We start from the raw sequence: 17,218 nt of genomic DNA on the forward strand, positions 1-17,218 counted from the left end.
CGCGCTCAGGCCGGTTGGCAGGTGGCGCACCAGTAGAGGTTGCGTCCGGCCAGCTCGCCGCGGCGCACCGGCGCCCCGCACACGTGGCAGGGGTCGCCGGGGCGGCGGTAGACGTACACCTCGCCGCCGTGCCGGTCGACGCGGGGCGCCCGACCCATCGCCTCCGGCAGGTGCTCGTCGCGGACGGTGTCGATCCGGCCCCGCTCCACCGCCTGGGACATCAGCGCCATCAGGTCGGCCCAGAGCCGCTGCCAACCGTCGCGGCCGAGCCGCCTGCCGGGCAGGGTCGGCGGCAGGCCGGCGCGGAACAGCGCCTCGGTCACGAAGATCAGGCCGGTGCCGGCCACCACCGACTGGTCCAGCAGCAGCGCGGCCAGCGGCGTCGGGCTGCGCGAGATCCGGGCGTACGCCCGCTCGGGATCGGCGTCGGCGCGCAGCGGGTCGGGGCCGAGCCGGGCGCGCAACGCCGCGACCTCGGGCGGGGTGAGCACCTCGCAGGCGGTGGGGCCGCGCAGGTCGAGCCAGTGGCGGTCGCTGGTCAACCGCAGCCGAATCTGACCGACGGGTTCGGGTGGCTCGCCCTCACCGTCGGTGATCTTCCCGTAGAGCCCGAGGTGGACGTGCAGGGTCAGCTCGTCGGCGTGGTGGTGCAGCAGGTGTTTGCCGTACGCCTCGGTGGACTCCAGCACCGTGCCGCTGAGCCGGGCCGCGCCCTCGGCGAACCGGCCCTGCGGGCTGCTGGTGTGCACCTTGTCGCCGGCGAAGAGCGCGGCGTGGCGGGCCGCCAGGCGGTGAATGGTGTGTCCCTCTGGCACGACCGGCAAGCCTAGCGCGGGCGGGCGGGGTCCCCCCGTTCACCGGCGCCTGACGCGAGCGCCGGGCCGGCGCTCGGCCGTCGACGATCAGGAATCGCGGACGCGGTGACCACCCGAGCCGGCATCGGGTGTCGGAAAACGACCAGCGGGGTATTCGGGGGACGTAACGCGTGGGTGCCACCCGTTCCACGGCCACCCCGCAGTCCTCAGGAGGTGTGTTGTGGTGAAGATTCCTTCGCTGTCGCGGCGCTCCGAGCCGTCGTCGACGCGGGACGAGAACGAGCGCGACAATCCGACCGCCGGCGGCCGGGACGGGACGCGGCCGGCCACCACCGGCCCGGCCGCACCGGCCGACGTGGACTCGACGGCACCGACCAGCCCCGGCCGGGTGCCGACCGGCCGGGACGCCGAGCGGACGACGTACCGCGGCGGCACGGTGACCGACCCGGAGCCGGCCACCGACACGGAGCGGCGGGCGGCGGAGCGGGCCGCGGTCGCCCGCGCGGCGACCACCCGCCCGACCGAGGCCGGCGTCCGCGCCGACCGGGACGCCACCGAGGTGAGCGGCGACCGGGACCGGACCGTACGCCCCGACCGGGACCGCCCGGTCAGCACGGACGCGGAGCCGGTCGCGCCGGCGCAGCCGGTGGTACGCGGGCCGAAGCCCCGGGCCAGCCTGCTCGCCACCCTGGGCCTGGTGGTCAGCGTCGCCGGCGCCCTGTTCGTGCTGACCGGCACCCTCGCCGGGTACGGCATCGGGCTGGGTGCGGTCGGCGCGGTGCTCGCCGTGCTGGGCCTGGTCGCCACCCGTCGGCGGCACATCGCCGGGAAGACCGACGCGCTCTTCGGCATCGCGTTCGGGGTCGGCGCGGTCGTCGTCGGCGTGCTCGCGATGACCGGGCAGTTCGACTGGCCGACCACCGACGGCGACTGGGTGCAGCGCTTCCGCGAGTGGCTTGACTCACAGTTTGCCGATCGTTTCTAGCGGGCACTGTCCCGCTCGCCGGCGGTGCGCCGGCGACCAGCGCCGGTGGTTCACCGGGGCAGCCCGACCAGCCTGGTGGTTCACCAGCCGGGCAGCACCCATTCAGGGGCGGCGGTTCGCCGCCCCTGAAGTCTGTCCGGGGTCGACGCCGATCCGCCCGCACCGGTGGGGCCCGTCGGGCGGAGCACCGACCGCCGGACGTGTGGTTGCGCTCAGACGCAACGATTCGGTGATGCTTGCCGTCCAGACGCAACGAACAGCCGCCCTGTGCAAGTCTCAGCGGTGGATCCTGCCCCCTGACCCCGCATAACGTTGAGCATCGGCGCCAGCCCGTGGGCCGACGGTGGCCGGGCGCGCCCGACCCCGTGGGAGCAGGACGATGACGATGGACGCCACCCGCCAGCGCTTTCTGATGTGCCGGCCGACGTACTTCGCCGTGGACTACGCGATCAACCCCTGGATGGACCCGACCGCGCCCGTCGACGCCGACCTGGCGATCCGGCAGTGGGAGGGGCTGCGGCAGATCTACCGCGACCTGGGCCACACCGTTGAGGAGATCACTCCGGTGCCCGGTCTGCCGGACATGGTCTTCGCCGCCAACGGCGGCACGGTGATCGACGACCGGGCGATGGCGGTGCAGTTCCGCGACCCGCAGCGCGCCGACGAGGCGCCCGCCTACCGGGCCTGGTTCGAGTCGGCCGGTTTCGAGCTGTACGACCCGAAGCACGTCAACGAGGGTGAGGGCGACGTGCTGCTCGTCGGCGACGTGCTGCTCGCCGGCACGGGCTTCCGCACCGCGCACGCCTCGCACGCGCAGCTGCAGGAGGTCTTCGGCTACCCGGTGATCACCATGCAGCTCGTCGACCCACGCTTCTACCACCTGGACACCGCGCTGACCGTCCTCGACGAGCGGACGGTGGCCTACCTGCCGGAGGCGTTCTCGCCGGGCAGCCAGGCCGTGCTGCGCCGGCTCTTCCCGGACGCCGTCCACGCCACGATGGCCGACGCCGAGGTGCTCGGCCTGAACGCGGTCAGCGACGGCCGGCACGTGGTGCTGCCGGCGCAGGCCACCGACCTGGCCGCCAAGCTGCGCGACCGGGGCTACGAGACCATCGGTGTCGACCTGTCCGAGCTGCGTAAGGCCGGCGGCGGACCGAAGTGCTGCACGTTGCGACTCCGACAGGGAAAGGCAGGCAAGTGATCGTCGACGACATGCTGCGGACTCCGGACGCGGTCCGGGACGCCGAGCGCTGGACGGCGCACAACTACCACCCGCTACCGGTGGTCATCTCCTCGGCCGAGGGCGCCTGGCTGACCGATGTCGACGGTCGGCGCTACCTCGACTTCCTGGCCGGCTACTCGGCCCTGAACTTCGGGCACCGGCACCCGCAGCTGATCGCCGCGGCCCACGCCCAGCTCGACCGGCTGACGCTGACCAGCCGGGCGTTCATCCACGACCAGTTCGCCGACTTCTGCCGGGAGCTGGCCGAGCTGTGCGGCAAGGACCTGGTCCTGCCGATGAACACCGGCGCGGAAGCGGTGGAGACCGGGATCAAGGTGGCCCGCAAGTGGGGCTACCAGGTCAAGGGGGTGCCCGCCGGCCAGGCCAACATCGTGGTCGCGGAGGGCAACTTCCACGGGCGTACGACCACGATCGTGAGCTTCTCGACCGACGAGGACGCGCGCGCCGACTTCGGGCCGTACACGCCCGGGTTCACCGTGGTGCCGTACGGCGATCTGGACGCGCTGACCGCGGCGATCGACGAGAACACGGTGGCCGTGCTGCTCGAACCGATCCAGGGCGAGCAGGGCGTCGTGGTGCCGCCGGAGGGCTACCTGCCGGGCGTACGCCAGGTCTGCACCGACCGCAACGTGCTCTTCATCGCCGACGAGATCCAGTCCGGGCTGGGCCGGACCGGCGCGACGTTCGCCTGCGAACACGAGGGTGTCGTCCCGGACATGTACCTGCTGGGCAAGGCGCTCGGCGGCGGCATCGTCCCGGTCTCGGCGGTGGCCGCGAACGCCGACGTCCTCGGCGTGCTCAAGCCCGGCCAGCACGGCTCGACGTTCGGCGGCAACCCGCTGGCCTGCGCGGTCGCGGTCGAGGTCGTCCGGCTGTTGGCGACCGGTGAGTTCCAGCGCCGCTCGGCCGAGCTGGGCGCCCGGCTGCACGAGGGGCTGACCGCCCTGGTCGGCAAGGGGCTCGTCGCGGTGCGCGGCCGCGGCCTCTGGGCGGGCCTGGACATCGACCCGGCCCTGATGACCGGCCGTGAGGCGTGCGAGCGGCTCGCGGAGCGCGGCGTCCTGGCCAAGGACACGCACGGCTCGACCATCCGCCTCGCCCCGCCCCTGTTGGTGACGGAGGAGGAGATCGACCACGCGGTGGCCCAGCTGGCCGCGATCCTGGCCGCCTGACAGCCCGGCCTGCCCCGCCCCGGTCAGGGGCGGGGCAGGCGCATGGCCATCGTCGGGGCCTCGGCCATGACCGAGGTCGGTGTGTAGGAGGCGCCGGTCGGCAACTCCTCGGCCCGGCCCACCTGCACCCCCGGGTAGAGCTCCACCATGTCGTTCTCGGCCAGCACGCGCGACTGCTGCGGGGCGAGCGGGATCCGGTCCGACTCGGTCATCGAGCCGCCGGGCCGGATGCCCGAGCCGTTGGTGCTCAGGTCGGTCACGATGATCTCGCCGACGCGCAGTTCGAGCTGGATGTGGCTGCGGCTGATCCAGCGCCGCGCCTCGTCGTTGAGCCACTGCCCGAGCACGATCCCGCCGTCCCGGTCGGGCGCCCGGCCCACCAGCACCGGCTGCTCGTCGGTCAACACGAACCGGCGCCGCACCAGGCCGCCGATCCGCACCGCGAGCACCTCCGTCCGGGGACGCGGGCCGGCGTCGCTCAGCCGGGCGCCGTGGCGGGGACAGGTCGGTACGCCGCCGCGCAGGGTGGGCGGCGCCTGCCCGGCCGGGCTGCTCTGCACCCGGGCGAGGTCGGCGAAGGCTCCGCCGCCCCCACCGCCGCCGAAGAGCGTGCAGCCCGGCTCCGGGCACCGCCACTGGCGGGCCAGGAGCTTGACCCCGACCCCCGACCGGCTGCCCGCCACCGGTTCGTCACCGCCGCCGACGTGCGCGATGAACACCGGCCCGCCGGGACCTGGCACCGGGGCGACCACCCGGCCCGGCTGCTCGACCAGCCACGGGTAGCGGCCGCGCAGCCCGTCGAAGCGCATCCGGCTGATCACCGGCAGCCCGAGCAGGTCGGCGACCTCCAGCATCCGGTCACCGGGGTTGTCGAGCACCTCGACCAGCCCGTCGTCGGCCCACCGCCGCACCACCATCCGCTCGTTGGAGGTCAGGTCGGCGTCGGAGAGCATGGCCCGGTGCACCACGGCGTAGACCTGGACGCTGTCCTCCTCCAACTCGCGGGAGAGGGCGTCGATCACCATGCCGAGCCGGAGCAGGCTGGCCGGGCGACCGCCGTCGAGGTCCTGGAAGCGGATCACCTCGGCGAGGTCGACGACGGCGCGGGCGAGGGACGGGTCGATGCAGACCCGGCCCTCGATGGCGTCCAGAACCTTGCTGATCTCGAATCTCATCGGGCACTCCGGATGATCTCGTCGATCCGCCGGGCCAGCGTCACGTCACGATGCGTGACGCCGCCCGCCGAATGGGTGACGCAGTGGAAGGTCAGCGTTCGCCACCGGATGTCGATGTCGGGGTGGTGGTCGAGCTCCTCGGCCGTGACGGCGACCCGGTCCACCACGGCGATGGCGTCCGGGAACGTGGCCAGCTCCACCGTGCGGCTGATCCCGCTGGGATCTCCCGACCAGCCCGCCAACCCGCTCAGCTCGTTTTCCACCGCCTCCGCGGTGAGCACGTCTGCCATGCCCAGACCCTACCGGTGCGGGTGGGTCGGGCCCGCGCCGCGCCGGGCGGGGGTATCGACGCGCGCCGGTGGACCGCTCTGACTAGGCTGGCCAGCGGCCCGGCCGGGATCGACGCATGTCGTCTCCGGCCTCACCTTCACGAGGAGTTGTCCACGATGAAAACTCGACGGCTGGCGACCACGGGGGTCGCACTCGTCGCAGTGCTCGGGCTCGGTCTGACCGGCTGCGGCACGCAGACCGACAGTCCGGCCGCCAGCGGCGGCACGGGCGCGGCGCCGGCCAGCAGTGCCCCGGCGGACGCGCTCGGCAAACTCTCCGCCGCCGCTCAGAAGCTCAACCAGCAGAGCATGCGCATGAAGATCGAGTCGTCGGTGCTGAACGGCAGCGGTCTGATGGACCCGGCCAACAAGACCGGGGACATGACCATGAACCTCGGGCCGCAGGGCACCTTCCGGATGCTGATGCTCGGCGACGACGCCTACATGAAGGTGACCGGGATGACCGGTCTGCCCGAGAAGTGGCTGCACATGGACACCACCAAGCTCGGCGCGAGCGGCCAGCTCAACCTGATGCCGGAAGGCGACCCGGGCGGTGTCAACAAGCTCGTCAAGAGCGTCGTGAAGGTCGAGGAGACCGGCCCCGGCACCTTCACCGGGACCATGGACTACACCCGGAGCAACCCCGACGACAAGGACATCGCCGCGCTCGGTGCCAAGGCGAAGGAGGTGCCCTTCACCGCCACGGTGGACGCCGAGGGCCGGCTCACCAAGATCGCCGTCGACACGAGCGTGCTGCACGAGTCGCTCGGCACCATGACCACCAGTTACTCGGACTTCGGCACCGAAGTCAAGGTCAACAAGCCGCCGGCGGCCGACACCCAGGAGGCCCCGCAGGAGCTGATCAAGGCGTTCGGCGGCGCCTGATCCGTACGCCGTGCACACGACGGGGCGGCGCCGGTCGGCGCCGCCCCGTCGTCATGGTCAGCCCCGCAGCGGCCGACCCACCTCGTGCAGGTGGGCGAGCGCCTGACGGTACGACTCGACCAGCCCGGTCTCCGCGTACGGGATGCCCTGCTCGGCGCAGTAGGCCTTCACGAGCGGCTGCGCGCGGCGCAGGTTGGCGCGCGGCATGTTCGGGAACAGGTGGTGTTCGATCTGGTAGTTCAGCGCGCCGAGCGCCACGTCGACGAACCGGCCGCCCCGCACGTTGCGGGAGGTCAACACCTGCTTGCGCAGGAAGTCGAAGTCGTCCTCGGCGGTCGGCATCGGCATGCCCTTGTGGTTGGGCGCGAACGCGCACCCCATGTAGAGCCCCCACAGTCCCTGGTGGACGGCGGCGAAGGCCAGCGCCTGCACCGGAGACATGACCAGCAGCAGGACGGCGAGGTAGCCGGCGGTGTGCACGGCGAGCAGCAGCGCCTCGACCCCCCGGTGCCGCATCGGCGTCCGGTGCGCCCCGCCCGGCTCCCGCCCGACGACCGCCTTGATGCTGGCCACGTGCAGGTTGAGGCCCTCCAGCAGCAGCATGGGGAAGAACAGGTACGCCTGCCGCCGGGCCAGCCGGCGGCCGAAGCCCCGGGTCTGCAGCGCCTGCTCGTGCGTCCAGACCAGCGCGCCGGCCCCCACGTCGGGGTCCTCGTCCTCGTGGTTGGGGTTGGCGTGGTGCCGGTTGTGCTTGTCGACCCACCAGCCGTAGCTGAGGCCGACCGCGAGGTTGCCGGCGAGCAGGCCGACGGCCTCACTCGGGCCCCGGCGGCGGAACATCTGCCGGTGCCCGGCGTCGTGGCCGAGGAACGCCACCTGGGTGGTCGCCACGGCCAGCCCGACCGCGAGGAGCAACTGCCACCAGGAGTCGCCCACCAGGATCACGGCCACCCAGCCGGCCACGAAGGCGCCCAGGGTGAGCGCGATCCGGACCGCGTACCAGCCGGGGCGCCGCTCCAGCAGCCCCGCCCGGCTGATCCGTCGGGACAACTGTGCGTAGTCACTCCCTCGTCGTACCGGCGGATCCGCCACCGCTGCGAGCACCATCGCGACTCCCGTTCCTCGACGTCCGGCCGGCCGTCGTACGACTCGACCCCCACCGTCGAGTCTCCGGAGAACGGTTGCGCTGAGTAACCCTGTGAACCCCCGGATCCGGGGTAGGGGTTGCCCTACCGTCAGCCCATCCGGCCGACCGCTGCCCGGAGTCGGTGCAGGTCCCGCCGCCGACGCTCATAGGTGGCGGCCAACCCGATGAGCGCGAGACCACCGGCGGCCAGGAAAATCCACCGGGGCAGCAGGTCCCAGCCGCGGGCCAGCTCGTGCACGGCGAGCAGAGTCAGGGTGACTCCGCCGAGCAGCACCGGCGCCTGCCAGCGGCGGGCAGCGCCGCCCCACACCGCCGCGAGCGCGGCGACGCCGACCAGCAGGCGCCGCCAGGGCTGCGGTTCCGGCGCGGCCAGGACCGACGCCAGGCTGGGCAGCAGGGCCGCGCCGAGCCCCGGGGCCAGCGCGAGCCAACTGGTCAGCCCCGGCCGGGTCCGCAGCGCCACCAGTCCGGCGGCGAGCGCGAGCGCGGCGGCCGGCAGGGTGTACGCCTCCAGCAGCACCACCCCGCGGTCGACCAGCAGCAACCAGACGCCGAGCAGCTCACCGGCGCCCGCGATGCCGGCGAGGACCCACCGCCGGCGGACGGGTTCGCCCCGCCGCAGGATCCGCAGACCGACCGCGGCGCCCCACAGGGCGGAGACCACTGCCGCGTGCCGCGGCGCGCCGAGGGTGAGCAGCAACGCGACCAGCGCCACCGCCTGGGCGGCGGCGTCGAGCACGGGCCTGACCACGGCCCGCTCGCCAGCCAGTGGCGACGAGGCGGCGGCCAGGGTCAGCGCCGCGACGGCGAGCACGGCGAACGCCGCGTCCCGCAGGGGCAGCCCGCCGGCCAGCGGCGCGGTGATCGCGAGGGCGACGCCCGCCGCCACGGCCGTGAGGCAGCCGGCGATCCGCGCGGCGGAATGCCGGCCGACCGTGCCGGCCACGGTGGCGGCGACCAGCAGCAGGCCCAGCCCGGCGAGGGTGCCCGCGCGGGTGGCGACGAGCCCGGCCAACCCGGCGGCCACCAGCGGCAGCCCGACCGGCACGCTGACCGGGACGAGCAGCGGGCGCGGCGCGAGCAGGGCCGCGGCGAGCAGGGCCGCCACCCCGGTGAGCAGGGTGGCCGCCGGCGTCACCGGCCAGGGCGCGCCGCCCGCGACGAGCAGCACCGGGGGCGCGGCGGCGGCGAACGGCAGCGCGGCCAACAGCGTCGCTGCCCGGGTCGACCGGACGGCCACCGCGACGGCAACCGCCGACACGACGAGGGCCAGGCCGGCCGGGAGGGCTGCCGGCACCGGGTCCGCCGCCGGCACGCCGGACCAGACCGGAAGCGCCCGGCCGTACGGGGTGACCAGCGCCGCCAGCAGCGCGGGCAGTGCCGCCAACCCGCTCACCAGCAGCAGCAACGATCCGGCCACCCGCAGCACCACGTCCGCCGGGAGCGCGTCCCGGCCCGGGCGCGGCGGCGCCGCCTCGGCACCCGACGGCGTGGTCTCGGCACCCGGCGATGCGGCAGGTCGACCGATCGGGGATCCGGCACCCGGCAACAGACCGACCGCCAGCGGCAGGGCCGCCAGTGCGGCGTACAGCGCCAGCGACTCGTCGGCCGGCACGAGCACCGGCGCGACACCGGTCAGCATGAGCGCGACGGCCACCGCCGTCGAGGCGTACCCGCTGAGGTCGGGCCAGTGGCGGCGGACCGAGAACAGCGCCGCGACCAGCAGCCCGGCGGCGGCCAGCGCGGCCCGCGACTGCCACCAGGCGGGCGCGCCCGCGGCGAGCAGCGCGACCGGGACCGCGGCGGGCACCGCGAGCAGCGCCGCGGCGAGGGCCGGGCCGGTGACCGTCCGGGACGCGACCGGCTCGCCCCGCCGGCCCAGCGCCGCCCCCGCCACACCGAGCAGCGCGACCGACCCGAGCGCGGCCAGCGCCCCGACCGGCGCGGCCAACGCCACCAGCGTCCCGTGCCCGGCCAGGACGGCCGCCGCAACCCCGGCGACGGTCGCCCGGGTGGTTCCGCGGGTTGGCCGGGCCACCGCGACGAGCAGCAGCGCCGCCGCGCCGGCGAGGTCGAGGGCGACCGCGACCGACCAGGCGGACGGCCAGCCGGCGGGCACCGCCAGCACAGCCAGCGCCAGGGTGACCGGCCCGGCGACCGGCCGGACGGCGCGCGGCGCGAGCAGCGTCGCCGCCGCGACGCCGAGCACCACGGCGACCGGCAGTTGCCAGCCCCAGTCGACGTCCGGCCCGAGCGCCGCGCCGCGCCACGGCGGCAGGGACCGGCCGACGGCGGTGAGCGCGAACCCGACGGTGAGCAGGGCGGCCGGTGCCGTCGCGCCGGACGCGACGACCAGCCCGGCGACCCGGGGGCCGGTGCGCCAGCCCGCCGGGAGCAGCACGATCGCGCCGGCCAGCGCCGCCGCGATCAGCGCGCCGGCCAGCAGCAGCAGGGACGGACGCAGCTCGGCCACCGGGCGCAGGAGCGCGGCGGCGAGCACGGGCACCAGCAGCCCGGCGCCCACCCACCGGGCGGTCCGGTCACCGGTGAGCAGCGCCGCGCCGGCCAGCGTGGCCGCCACCACGAGCAGCGGCAGACCGGCCAGCAGTGGGGTGCCCGCCGCCTCGCCCACGGCCAGCGACACCAGTGCGGGACCGGCGGCGGCGACCACCGCGGCGCCGAACGCCGTCCAGGTGACCACCCGTCCGGCGACCACCGCCGGGCGGGCCGACGCGCGGCGCAGCACGAACAGCAACGCGAGGTCCAGCACGGCCACCCCGACCAGCGTCAGCGCCCAGCCGTCGGTCCCCGGCCGGGTCTCCGCCACCACCAGCGGCAGCACCGGCTGGACGGCCACCAACGCCGCGAACCACGGGCCGGTGAGCCGGCTGAGCCGGGCGTACCCCGCCGCGACCGCCGTGCCGGCCCCCCCGACCAGCGCGGCGTAGCGGGTGCCCGGCCAGCCGGTCACCCCGAACAGGTCCACCGACCAGGCGGCGTACCCGTCGAGCACCACCAGCAGCAGCCCCACCGCGGCGACCGTCTCCGCGGTCCCCCGGAGCCCGCGTCGCACCGCCACCAGCGGCACGGCCAGCGCGAGCGCGGTGACCGCGGCCAGGATCAACGCCCGCCCCACGATCCCGACCGACGCCCACGCCACCGCCGTGAAGACCACCGCGGCCGTGCCGAGCAGCAGTCCACCCAGGACGAACAGCAGACCCTGCACGGTGCGCGCCGACGTCTCCGGGCGCCCGGGGCGGGCCACGGCCGGCGACGGCGACGGCATCGGCCGCACCGGCGGCAGCGCCACGACGGGCGCGGCCACCCGCGCACGCACCCGGGCCGCCAGCTCCGCGCGGCGCTGTCGGCCGCGCTGGAACCGCTCGGCCAACTCGGCGTACGCGAGCCGCGCCCGCTCCACCTCGACACCGAGCGCGACGAGGTCCCGGTCGAGCCGGATCACCTCGGCGGCCTCCGGGTCGGGTGGCCGACGGCAACCGGCGCAGCCGCCGGTCAGGTCGGCCGGTGCGCCGCACGCGGGGCAGGGGTAGTCGTTCTCCACGCGGTCATCCTCGACAACCCCGGGCCCGCGGACCAGAGTGCGCGTACTCAGGGACGGGTGTGCTCGTACACCCAGGCGGCGTACGCCGGGTCGCCGCTGTCCACCCGGGACACCAGGATCTCCGGCACCTCGTACGGATGGCTGACCCGGATCTGGTCGACCAGCGCGACCACCCGGTCCGGTGCCGTCTTGAACTGCACCGACCACTCGGTGCTCGTCTCCACACCGGAGCGCCACCAGTAGGTGCTGTCCACCTGTCCACCGACCTGCGCGCAGGCGGCGAGCCGCCCGGCGACCGCGGCGGCCGCCAGCACGTCGGCGACCGACCGCGCGTCCACCACCGTCGTCACCACGCTGATCTGGTCCACGACCGCACCCTACGTGGCGTTGTCACGGTTGGCCGCGATCCAGTCGTCGATCTGCGCCCACCAGTCAAAGAGCCAGTCGATGCGCTCCTGTCGACCGGTCGGCACCTCCTCCGGGGGCACCGACCAGAACCGCATCACGATCCGCTTGTCCATCGGCAGCTCCCGCCACACGTCCGTGACGGTGAGCATCCGGTCCAGACCGGTGTGCGCGACGAAGATGACCCCGGCCTCCGGTGCCGCCTCCAGCGCGGCGAGCACCCCACCCGGCCGGGGCGCGAGGACATGCCGCATCCCCTCGGCGCGCCGTGCCATCCGCTCCAGGCCCGCCGAGCGGAGCCGCGCGATGGCCCGCAGACGGCGGCGCGGGGTGAAGTTGCCGCCCTCCGGGAAGATCACGAAGGCGTCGTCATCATCCAGCGCGGTGGCCAGGTGCCCGATCTGCCGCAGCAGCTCCGCACCCTGGTCGCCGTCGCGGGGCGGCGCGATGAACCGGCTCGGCAGCCGGTTGAGCAGCACGTCGATGGCGGGGTCCCACTGAAGGCTCTCCTTCAGCACGATCCGCGGCTCACGGCGGAACCAGTTCACCAGCCCGTGGATCAGGATGAACGAGTCGCCGGGCCCGGCGTGCCGGCAGAGCACCAGCTCCGGCCGGCCGGGCAGCGCGGTGTCCGGGTCGGTGCCGACCACGTCGATCCGCAGCCGCAGCGTCCACCGGGCCTGCCAGAACAGCGCCCGCAGGAACCAGCCGGCGAGCAGGTAGTGGGCCCGCTGGAAGGCCGGCGACCGCTGCCGTCGGCCGAAGCCGGCGGCGACCCAGAGCCCGAACAGGGCGAGTAGGGCCGCGGCGTCCCAGACCAGGTAGACGCAGCCGATCCAGAGCAGGCGCAGCGGGCGCAGCCGTCCCGGGACCAGCGGCGACAGGGCCGCGGCGAGCAGCGCCCAGACCGGCAGGGTGGTGATCACCACGACGGCCAACAGCACCACGCCGGGTGCCAGCAGCACCCGACGTACCCACCGCGGCGGCAGCGGCATCAGTGGCCCAGGTTGGCCAGGTACCGCCGGGACGCGGTGTACGCGCGGCTGATCCGCCGCCCCACCGCCGCCATGTCCCGGTAGGCCCAGGGCGTGTCGTCGCGCGGGTTCAGCCCACCGGTCGGCAGGACGTGCACCTCGACGTCGTCGGGGAGGGCCGCCATCTCCCGGAAGAACCGGTGCCGCCGGGCGATCTCGAAGGCGACCTGGGCGATCTCCCAGGGCCGGCGCGGCGGCGACAGCTCCCGTTCGATCCGGCCGACCTGGAGGACGAAGATCCGGGTGGCCCCGGCGGCCACCGCCTCCCCGATGGGGATCGAGTTGACGATCCCGCCGTCGATGTAGTGCGCGCCGTCGATCTGCGTCGGCGGCAGCAACCCGGGCACCGACGCGGACGCCAGGACGGCGGGGACGACCGGCCCGCTGTCGAACCAGTGCTCGGCAGCCCGCTCGATGTGCGCGGCGCAGCAGCGGAACGGCACTCGCAGGTCGGCGAAGGTGGTGTCCACGCCCAGTTCGGATTCGAGCAGCCGGCGCAGCGGGAGGGGCGAGTGCAGGTGGGTGCGGGCGGCGAACCGGCGCAGCTGGCGGGCCACCGAGTCGCCGTACACCTCGCTGGCCTCGGGGGACGCCCAGAGCCGGACCAGCCGGTCGGTGACCGCTTCGGACGGGTCGGCGGCGACCAGGGCCCCGTTGACCGCGCCGATGGACGTGCCGAGCACGAGGTCGGGTCGGATGTCGGCGCGGAAGAGGGCACGCAGCATGCCCACCTCGACCGCACCCAGCACACCGCCGCCGCCGAGCACGAACGCCACCGGTCCCCCCGCCATATCGTTCATCCTGGCACGACGGCGCCGCCCCGCCCCCGGCCCGGGTCGCCCGGTCGCCGCCGGGACCGGCGGCGACCAGCGGCGCGTACCCGCCGCGCGCGCAGCCTGATCGATCCCGGACGTGCCGCGTCCGACTCCGGCGCGGACGTTGACAAGCCAGGAAACATTCACGCAACCTGATACGGCTCCCACCCCGAGGCAGGTGCGCACCCGTGACGGCAGCACTGCATCCCGGCCGGTTGCTGGCCCGCCGCTACCGGCTCCTCGACCAGATCGGCGCCGGCGGCATGTCGGTGATCTGGCGGGCCCACGACGAGGTGCTCGACCGGGTGGTCGCGCTCAAGGTGCTCGCCCCGTCGCTGGCCGCCGACGCCCGCTTCCGGGGGATGGTGCGCGACGAGGCCCGCGCCGCCGCCCGGCTGGTGCACCCGCACGTCACGGCGGTCCACGACTACGGCGAGACCGTCGCGCCGGACGGCGCGATCACCTCGTTCGTGGTGATGGAGCTGCTCACCGGTGAGGAGTTGGAGCTGCGGCTGACCGAGGGACCGCTGCCCTGGTCCGAGGCGGTCGAGGTCGGCGCGCAGGTCGCCGACGCGCTCGCCGTGGCCCACCGGTTGGGTGTCGTGCACCGGGACATCACCCCGTCGAACGTGATGATGACGCCCGTCGGCGCGAAGGTGCTCGACTTCGGCATCGCCACCCGCATCGGCGCCCCGGACGAGGACGAGGACGGCGGCACCTTCGGCACCCCCGCGTACGTCGCCCCGGAACGGCTCGACGGCGCGTCAGCCCAGCCGGCCACCGACGTCTACTCGCTGGGCGTGCTGCTCTACGAGACGCTGACCGGCCGGGTGCCCTACCCGGCGGACACCTGGGAACAGCTCAGCGCGGCACTGGCCACCGACCGGCCGCCCGCGCTGACCGGGGTGCCCGGCCTGCCGACGGCGGTGGCCGCGACCGCGCTGCGGTGCCTGGCCCGCGACCCGGCCGCCCGGCCCAGCGCCCGCCAGGTGGCCACGGTCCTGCGGGACCACCTGGCGCCCACGCCCCCGCCGACGAGGGGCGCGGGACCGGCACACGATCCGGAGCCGCCGACGGCCGACGCGGTGCCGACGGCACCTGGCACGACACCGTCCACGGCCGACGGACAACCGTCGGGACACGGCACGGAACCCCCGGCGGCCCGGCCGGAACAGCCCGGTGGTCCCGGCCGGGCCGGCCCGGGCGTTCCGGCCCGCGCGGCCCGGCGCCGGCTGTCACGGGCGTCGCGCTGGGCACCGGCCGGGCTCGCGATCGCGGCGGTGCTCGCTCTCGGCGCGCTGCTCCCGGGCGCACCCCCACCGCCGGCGGCGCCGCCCGCCGCTCCGGCCACACCGGCGACGAAGGCACCCCTGCCGGAGGCGGCGACGCGCTCACCGGACGCGCCGGCACCGTCCACGCCCGACCCGGTGGCCGGGCTGTCGGGTCCGCTGGTCGAGGCGGCCCACCGGGTGGAGAGCCTGATTGGTTCCGGGCTGAGGGCCGGCGAGATCCGCTCCGACGTGGGCCTGGACCTGCGCAACGAGCTGCGCAACTTGAGCATGTCGGTGGGCGGCGGGGGCGTCGACCTCGGTCCGCCGGTGGCCCGGCTGCGCGAGAAGGTCGCCGTCCGGCTCCGTGAGGGCGCGATCAGCCGGTCGTACGCCCTCCGGCTCGACGCGGCGATCGCCGAGCTGGGCACCGCCCGGGCCTGACTCCCCCGGCCGGTCTCAGCGGGCGACGACCCGCGCCGGCTCGCGTACGTCGTAGCCGACGGCACCGGCCGCGACCTGCCGGTAGACCGCCACGTAGCCCTCCGCCATCCGCAGCGTGGAGAACGCGTCCGCGGAGTGCGCCACGCAGTCCGCCGGGTCGAGCCGCCCCACCGCCAGCAGCGCGGCGGGCAACTCGTCGGCGCCGCCGCAGATCAGGCCGGTCACCCCGTCCTGGATCAGCTCCGGCACCGATCCCCGGTCGAGCGCGACCACGGGGGTGCCGGTCGCCATCGCCTCCACCATCACCATGCCGAACGGCTCCTCCCACTGGATCGGCATGATGAGGCAGCGCGCGTTCACCAGCATCCGCAGGGTGGCCTCCCGGTCGGCGTTGAGCACCACCTCGACGTCGTCGGCGAGCAGCGGCCTGATCACCTCGTCGTAGTAGCGGCGTTCGGCCGGCTCGTTGCACTTGCCGGCGAGCAGCAGCGGCACGCCGGCCTCCCGGCACGCCCGGATGGCCACCTCGGGGCCCTTGTCCGGGCTGAACCGCGCCAACCACAGCACCGGCCCCGGCCCGGGTGCGCTCTTGCGAGGGATGGCCCGGATGTCCAGTCCGTTGTGGACGGTGCCGACCCAGGGCAGCCCGGTGTTCAGTCGGCGCTGGGCGTGCGAGATGGCCACCAGGCCGACGCCCTCGTCCGTCTCCGAGAGCACCGCGCCGTACTCGCCCACCGGGTTGCCGTGGATCGTGGCGACCGTGGGCACCGCACGTCGCCCCGCGATCAGCGGCCCGATGGTGGTGTGGTCGTGGATGACGTCGAAGTCCCCGGGGCCGATCAGGTGGTCCACCCGGGCCAGGTGCGCCAGCTCCGGCAACGCCTCGCCGAGCCGCTCGAACTGCAGGGTCGGTTCGGTGGAGACGAAGCTGCGGGCGGCCGTGCCGTGCTCCTCACCGGCCCCGAACAGGGTCACGTCGTGCCCCAGCTCGTCGAGGGCGTCGACCAGTCCGGCGACCACCTGCTCCAGCCCGCCGTAACCCGGCGGTGGCACGCTCAGCCAGGGCGGGACCACCATCGCGATCCGCAGCGGTCGGCCCGCTGGACGGCCGCTCGACCGGTGGTTCACGGCCACGTGTCCTCCCGTTGGTCCCCCGCGTGCGCGGTCCGCTGGCGCCGGTTCGCGTGGCCCGGCGCTTTCCCGCAGACCGGGGGCGATAACCCGGACATGCCGGGCGTCAGGTCACTCGCCGACGAGCAGCTGATCCTCCACCGCCCGTACGCCCGGCGCCGACCACGCCACCCGTTGCGCCTGGTCCCGCTCCCACCAGGAGCGCACCACACCGCTGAGGACAAGGGTGTCGCCGTCCACCGCCACCGACACCCGCTCGGTGCCGACGGCGCGTCCCAGCGCCCGGCGTACGTCCCGGAGCATGCGGTCGTCGTCGGTGGGCGCCGGAGGGTTGACCTCGACCAGGTTGGTGACGCCGCGTACACCCCGGAGCCGGTACAGCTCGCGTTCGGCGGTGCGCCGCTGCCAACCGAACTCGACCTCGCCGCGGAGCATCACCCAGCCGTCGGAGACCGTCACGTCCAGCCGCTCGGCGGGGACGAAACTGTCCCACTCCAGCGCCCGGGCCGCGGCGACGGCGATGTCCGAGTCGGTGGCGCCGGGGCTGCCGGGCAGGCGTACCTCGATGTCGTCGACTACCGCCCGCACCCCACGTACGCGGTGGGCACAGCGGGTGGCGGCCCACCGGCGGGCGGAGCTGTCCACCCATCCGCCCAGCGTGACGACGGCGCGCTCGACGCTGACCGCGATCTCGTTCGGCTGCACCTCGGCGTCCCAGGCCAGCTCGGCCAGGACGTCCTGCTGGATCCGCTGGTCCTCGCGGGCAACGGCTGCCGTGCTCATCCCGTCTCCCCTCGCCGGTCCCGAC

15 protein-coding genes are annotated in these 17,218 nt (G+C 74.9%); 5 read left to right on the forward strand and 10 right to left on the reverse strand.

All coding sequences use genetic code 11. From position 1 onward, the window contains the following. Positions 1-5: 5 nt before the first annotated feature. Positions 6-815, reverse strand: coding sequence for an Fpg/Nei family DNA glycosylase (locus ACIBTV_RS11790; RefSeq protein WP_396703966.1), 810 nt, complete (start codon positions 813-815; stop codon positions 6-8). Between the two features lie 223 nt (positions 816-1,038). Here ACIBTV_RS11790 and ACIBTV_RS11795 point away from each other — a divergent pair, with 223 nt between their 5' ends. The 3 genes from ACIBTV_RS11795 (at position 1,039) to rocD (ending at position 4,215) form a co-directional block, all read left to right on the forward strand. Beyond that, complete coding sequence (locus ACIBTV_RS11795; RefSeq protein WP_396703967.1) at positions 1,039-1,800, forward strand: thrombospondin; 762 nt, start codon at positions 1,039-1,041, stop codon at positions 1,798-1,800. Positions 1,801-2,185: 385 nt separating this feature from the next. Beyond that, positions 2,186-3,001, forward strand: coding sequence for a dimethylargininase (gene ddaH / locus ACIBTV_RS11800; RefSeq protein WP_396704027.1), 816 nt, complete (start codon positions 2,186-2,188; stop codon positions 2,999-3,001). Further along, positions 3,001-4,215 (forward strand): ornithine--oxo-acid transaminase, encoded by a 1,215-nt coding sequence (gene rocD, locus ACIBTV_RS11805; RefSeq protein ID WP_396704028.1) that lies wholly within the window; start codon positions 3,001-3,003, stop codon positions 4,213-4,215. Before ddaH ends, rocD begins: the two co-directional genes overlap by 1 nt. Before the next feature lie 23 nt (positions 4,216-4,238). Here rocD and ACIBTV_RS11810 read toward each other — a convergent pair whose 3' ends face one another. Then, positions 4,239-5,390, reverse strand: a complete 1,152-nt coding sequence (locus ACIBTV_RS11810; RefSeq protein WP_396703968.1) for an FHA domain-containing protein — start codon at positions 5,388-5,390, stop codon at positions 4,239-4,241. Then, positions 5,387-5,680, reverse strand: coding sequence for a 4a-hydroxytetrahydrobiopterin dehydratase (locus ACIBTV_RS11815; RefSeq protein WP_396703969.1), 294 nt, complete (start codon positions 5,678-5,680; stop codon positions 5,387-5,389). The genes ACIBTV_RS11810 and ACIBTV_RS11815 overlap by 4 nt, the downstream gene beginning before the upstream one ends. A 156-nt stretch (positions 5,681-5,836) precedes the next feature. On the opposite strand from ACIBTV_RS11815, the gene ACIBTV_RS11820 reads away from it, so the two are divergent. Further along, positions 5,837-6,604, forward strand: a complete 768-nt coding sequence (locus ACIBTV_RS11820) for a hypothetical protein (protein WP_396703970.1) — start codon at positions 5,837-5,839, stop codon at positions 6,602-6,604. A gap of 57 nt (positions 6,605-6,661) precedes the next feature. On the opposite strand, the gene ACIBTV_RS11825 is transcribed toward ACIBTV_RS11820, so the two are convergent. The 5 genes from ACIBTV_RS11825 to ACIBTV_RS11845 form a co-directional block, all read right to left on the reverse strand. After that, entirely contained in the window at positions 6,662-7,711 is a 1,050-nt protein-coding gene (locus ACIBTV_RS11825) for a fatty acid desaturase family protein (protein WP_396703971.1), read from the reverse strand. Between the two features lie 128 nt (positions 7,712-7,839). Next, positions 7,840-11,313: an SCO7613 C-terminal domain-containing membrane protein gene (locus tag ACIBTV_RS11830; RefSeq protein ID WP_396703972.1), complete on the reverse strand. Its 3,474-nt coding sequence runs from the start codon at positions 11,311-11,313 to the stop codon at positions 7,840-7,842. Positions 11,314-11,360: 47 nt separating this feature from the next. Next, positions 11,361-11,681: a divalent-cation tolerance protein CutA gene (cutA, locus tag ACIBTV_RS11835; RefSeq protein WP_396703973.1), complete on the reverse strand. Its 321-nt coding sequence runs from the start codon at positions 11,679-11,681 to the stop codon at positions 11,361-11,363. Between the two features lie 9 nt (positions 11,682-11,690). Beyond that, positions 11,691-12,713: a 1-acyl-sn-glycerol-3-phosphate acyltransferase gene (locus ACIBTV_RS11840; protein ID WP_396703974.1), complete on the reverse strand. Its 1,023-nt coding sequence runs from the start codon at positions 12,711-12,713 to the stop codon at positions 11,691-11,693. Further along, the gene (locus tag ACIBTV_RS11845; RefSeq protein ID WP_396703975.1) at positions 12,713-13,543 is read right to left on the reverse strand and encodes a patatin-like phospholipase family protein; all 831 of its coding nucleotides are present in this window, start codon (positions 13,541-13,543) and stop codon (positions 12,713-12,715) included. The genes ACIBTV_RS11840 and ACIBTV_RS11845 overlap by 1 nt, the downstream gene beginning before the upstream one ends. Positions 13,544-13,755: 212 nt before the next feature. On the opposite strand from ACIBTV_RS11845, the gene ACIBTV_RS11850 reads away from it, so the two are divergent. Next, positions 13,756-15,279, forward strand: a complete 1,524-nt coding sequence (locus ACIBTV_RS11850; RefSeq protein ID WP_396703976.1) for a protein kinase — start codon at positions 13,756-13,758, stop codon at positions 15,277-15,279. 15 nt (positions 15,280-15,294) lie between these two features. Here the strand turns inward: ACIBTV_RS11850 and ACIBTV_RS11855 are convergent, their stop codons facing one another. Both ACIBTV_RS11855 and ACIBTV_RS11860 read right to left on the reverse strand, forming a co-directional pair. Further along, positions 15,295-16,356 carry a glycosyltransferase family 4 protein gene (locus tag ACIBTV_RS11855; RefSeq protein WP_396704029.1) on the reverse strand — a complete coding sequence of 354 codons (1,062 nt, stop codon included), beginning with the start codon at positions 16,354-16,356 and terminating at the stop codon, positions 15,295-15,297. Between the two features lie 165 nt (positions 16,357-16,521). Continuing rightward, entirely contained in the window at positions 16,522-17,193 is a 672-nt protein-coding gene (locus ACIBTV_RS11860; protein ID WP_396703977.1) for a BON domain-containing protein, read from the reverse strand. Positions 17,194-17,218 lie beyond the last annotated feature (25 nt).

It is taken from the genome of Micromonospora sp. NPDC049366, assembly GCF_044466625.1.
GTDB lineage: Bacteria > Actinomycetota > Actinomycetes > Mycobacteriales > Micromonosporaceae > Micromonospora.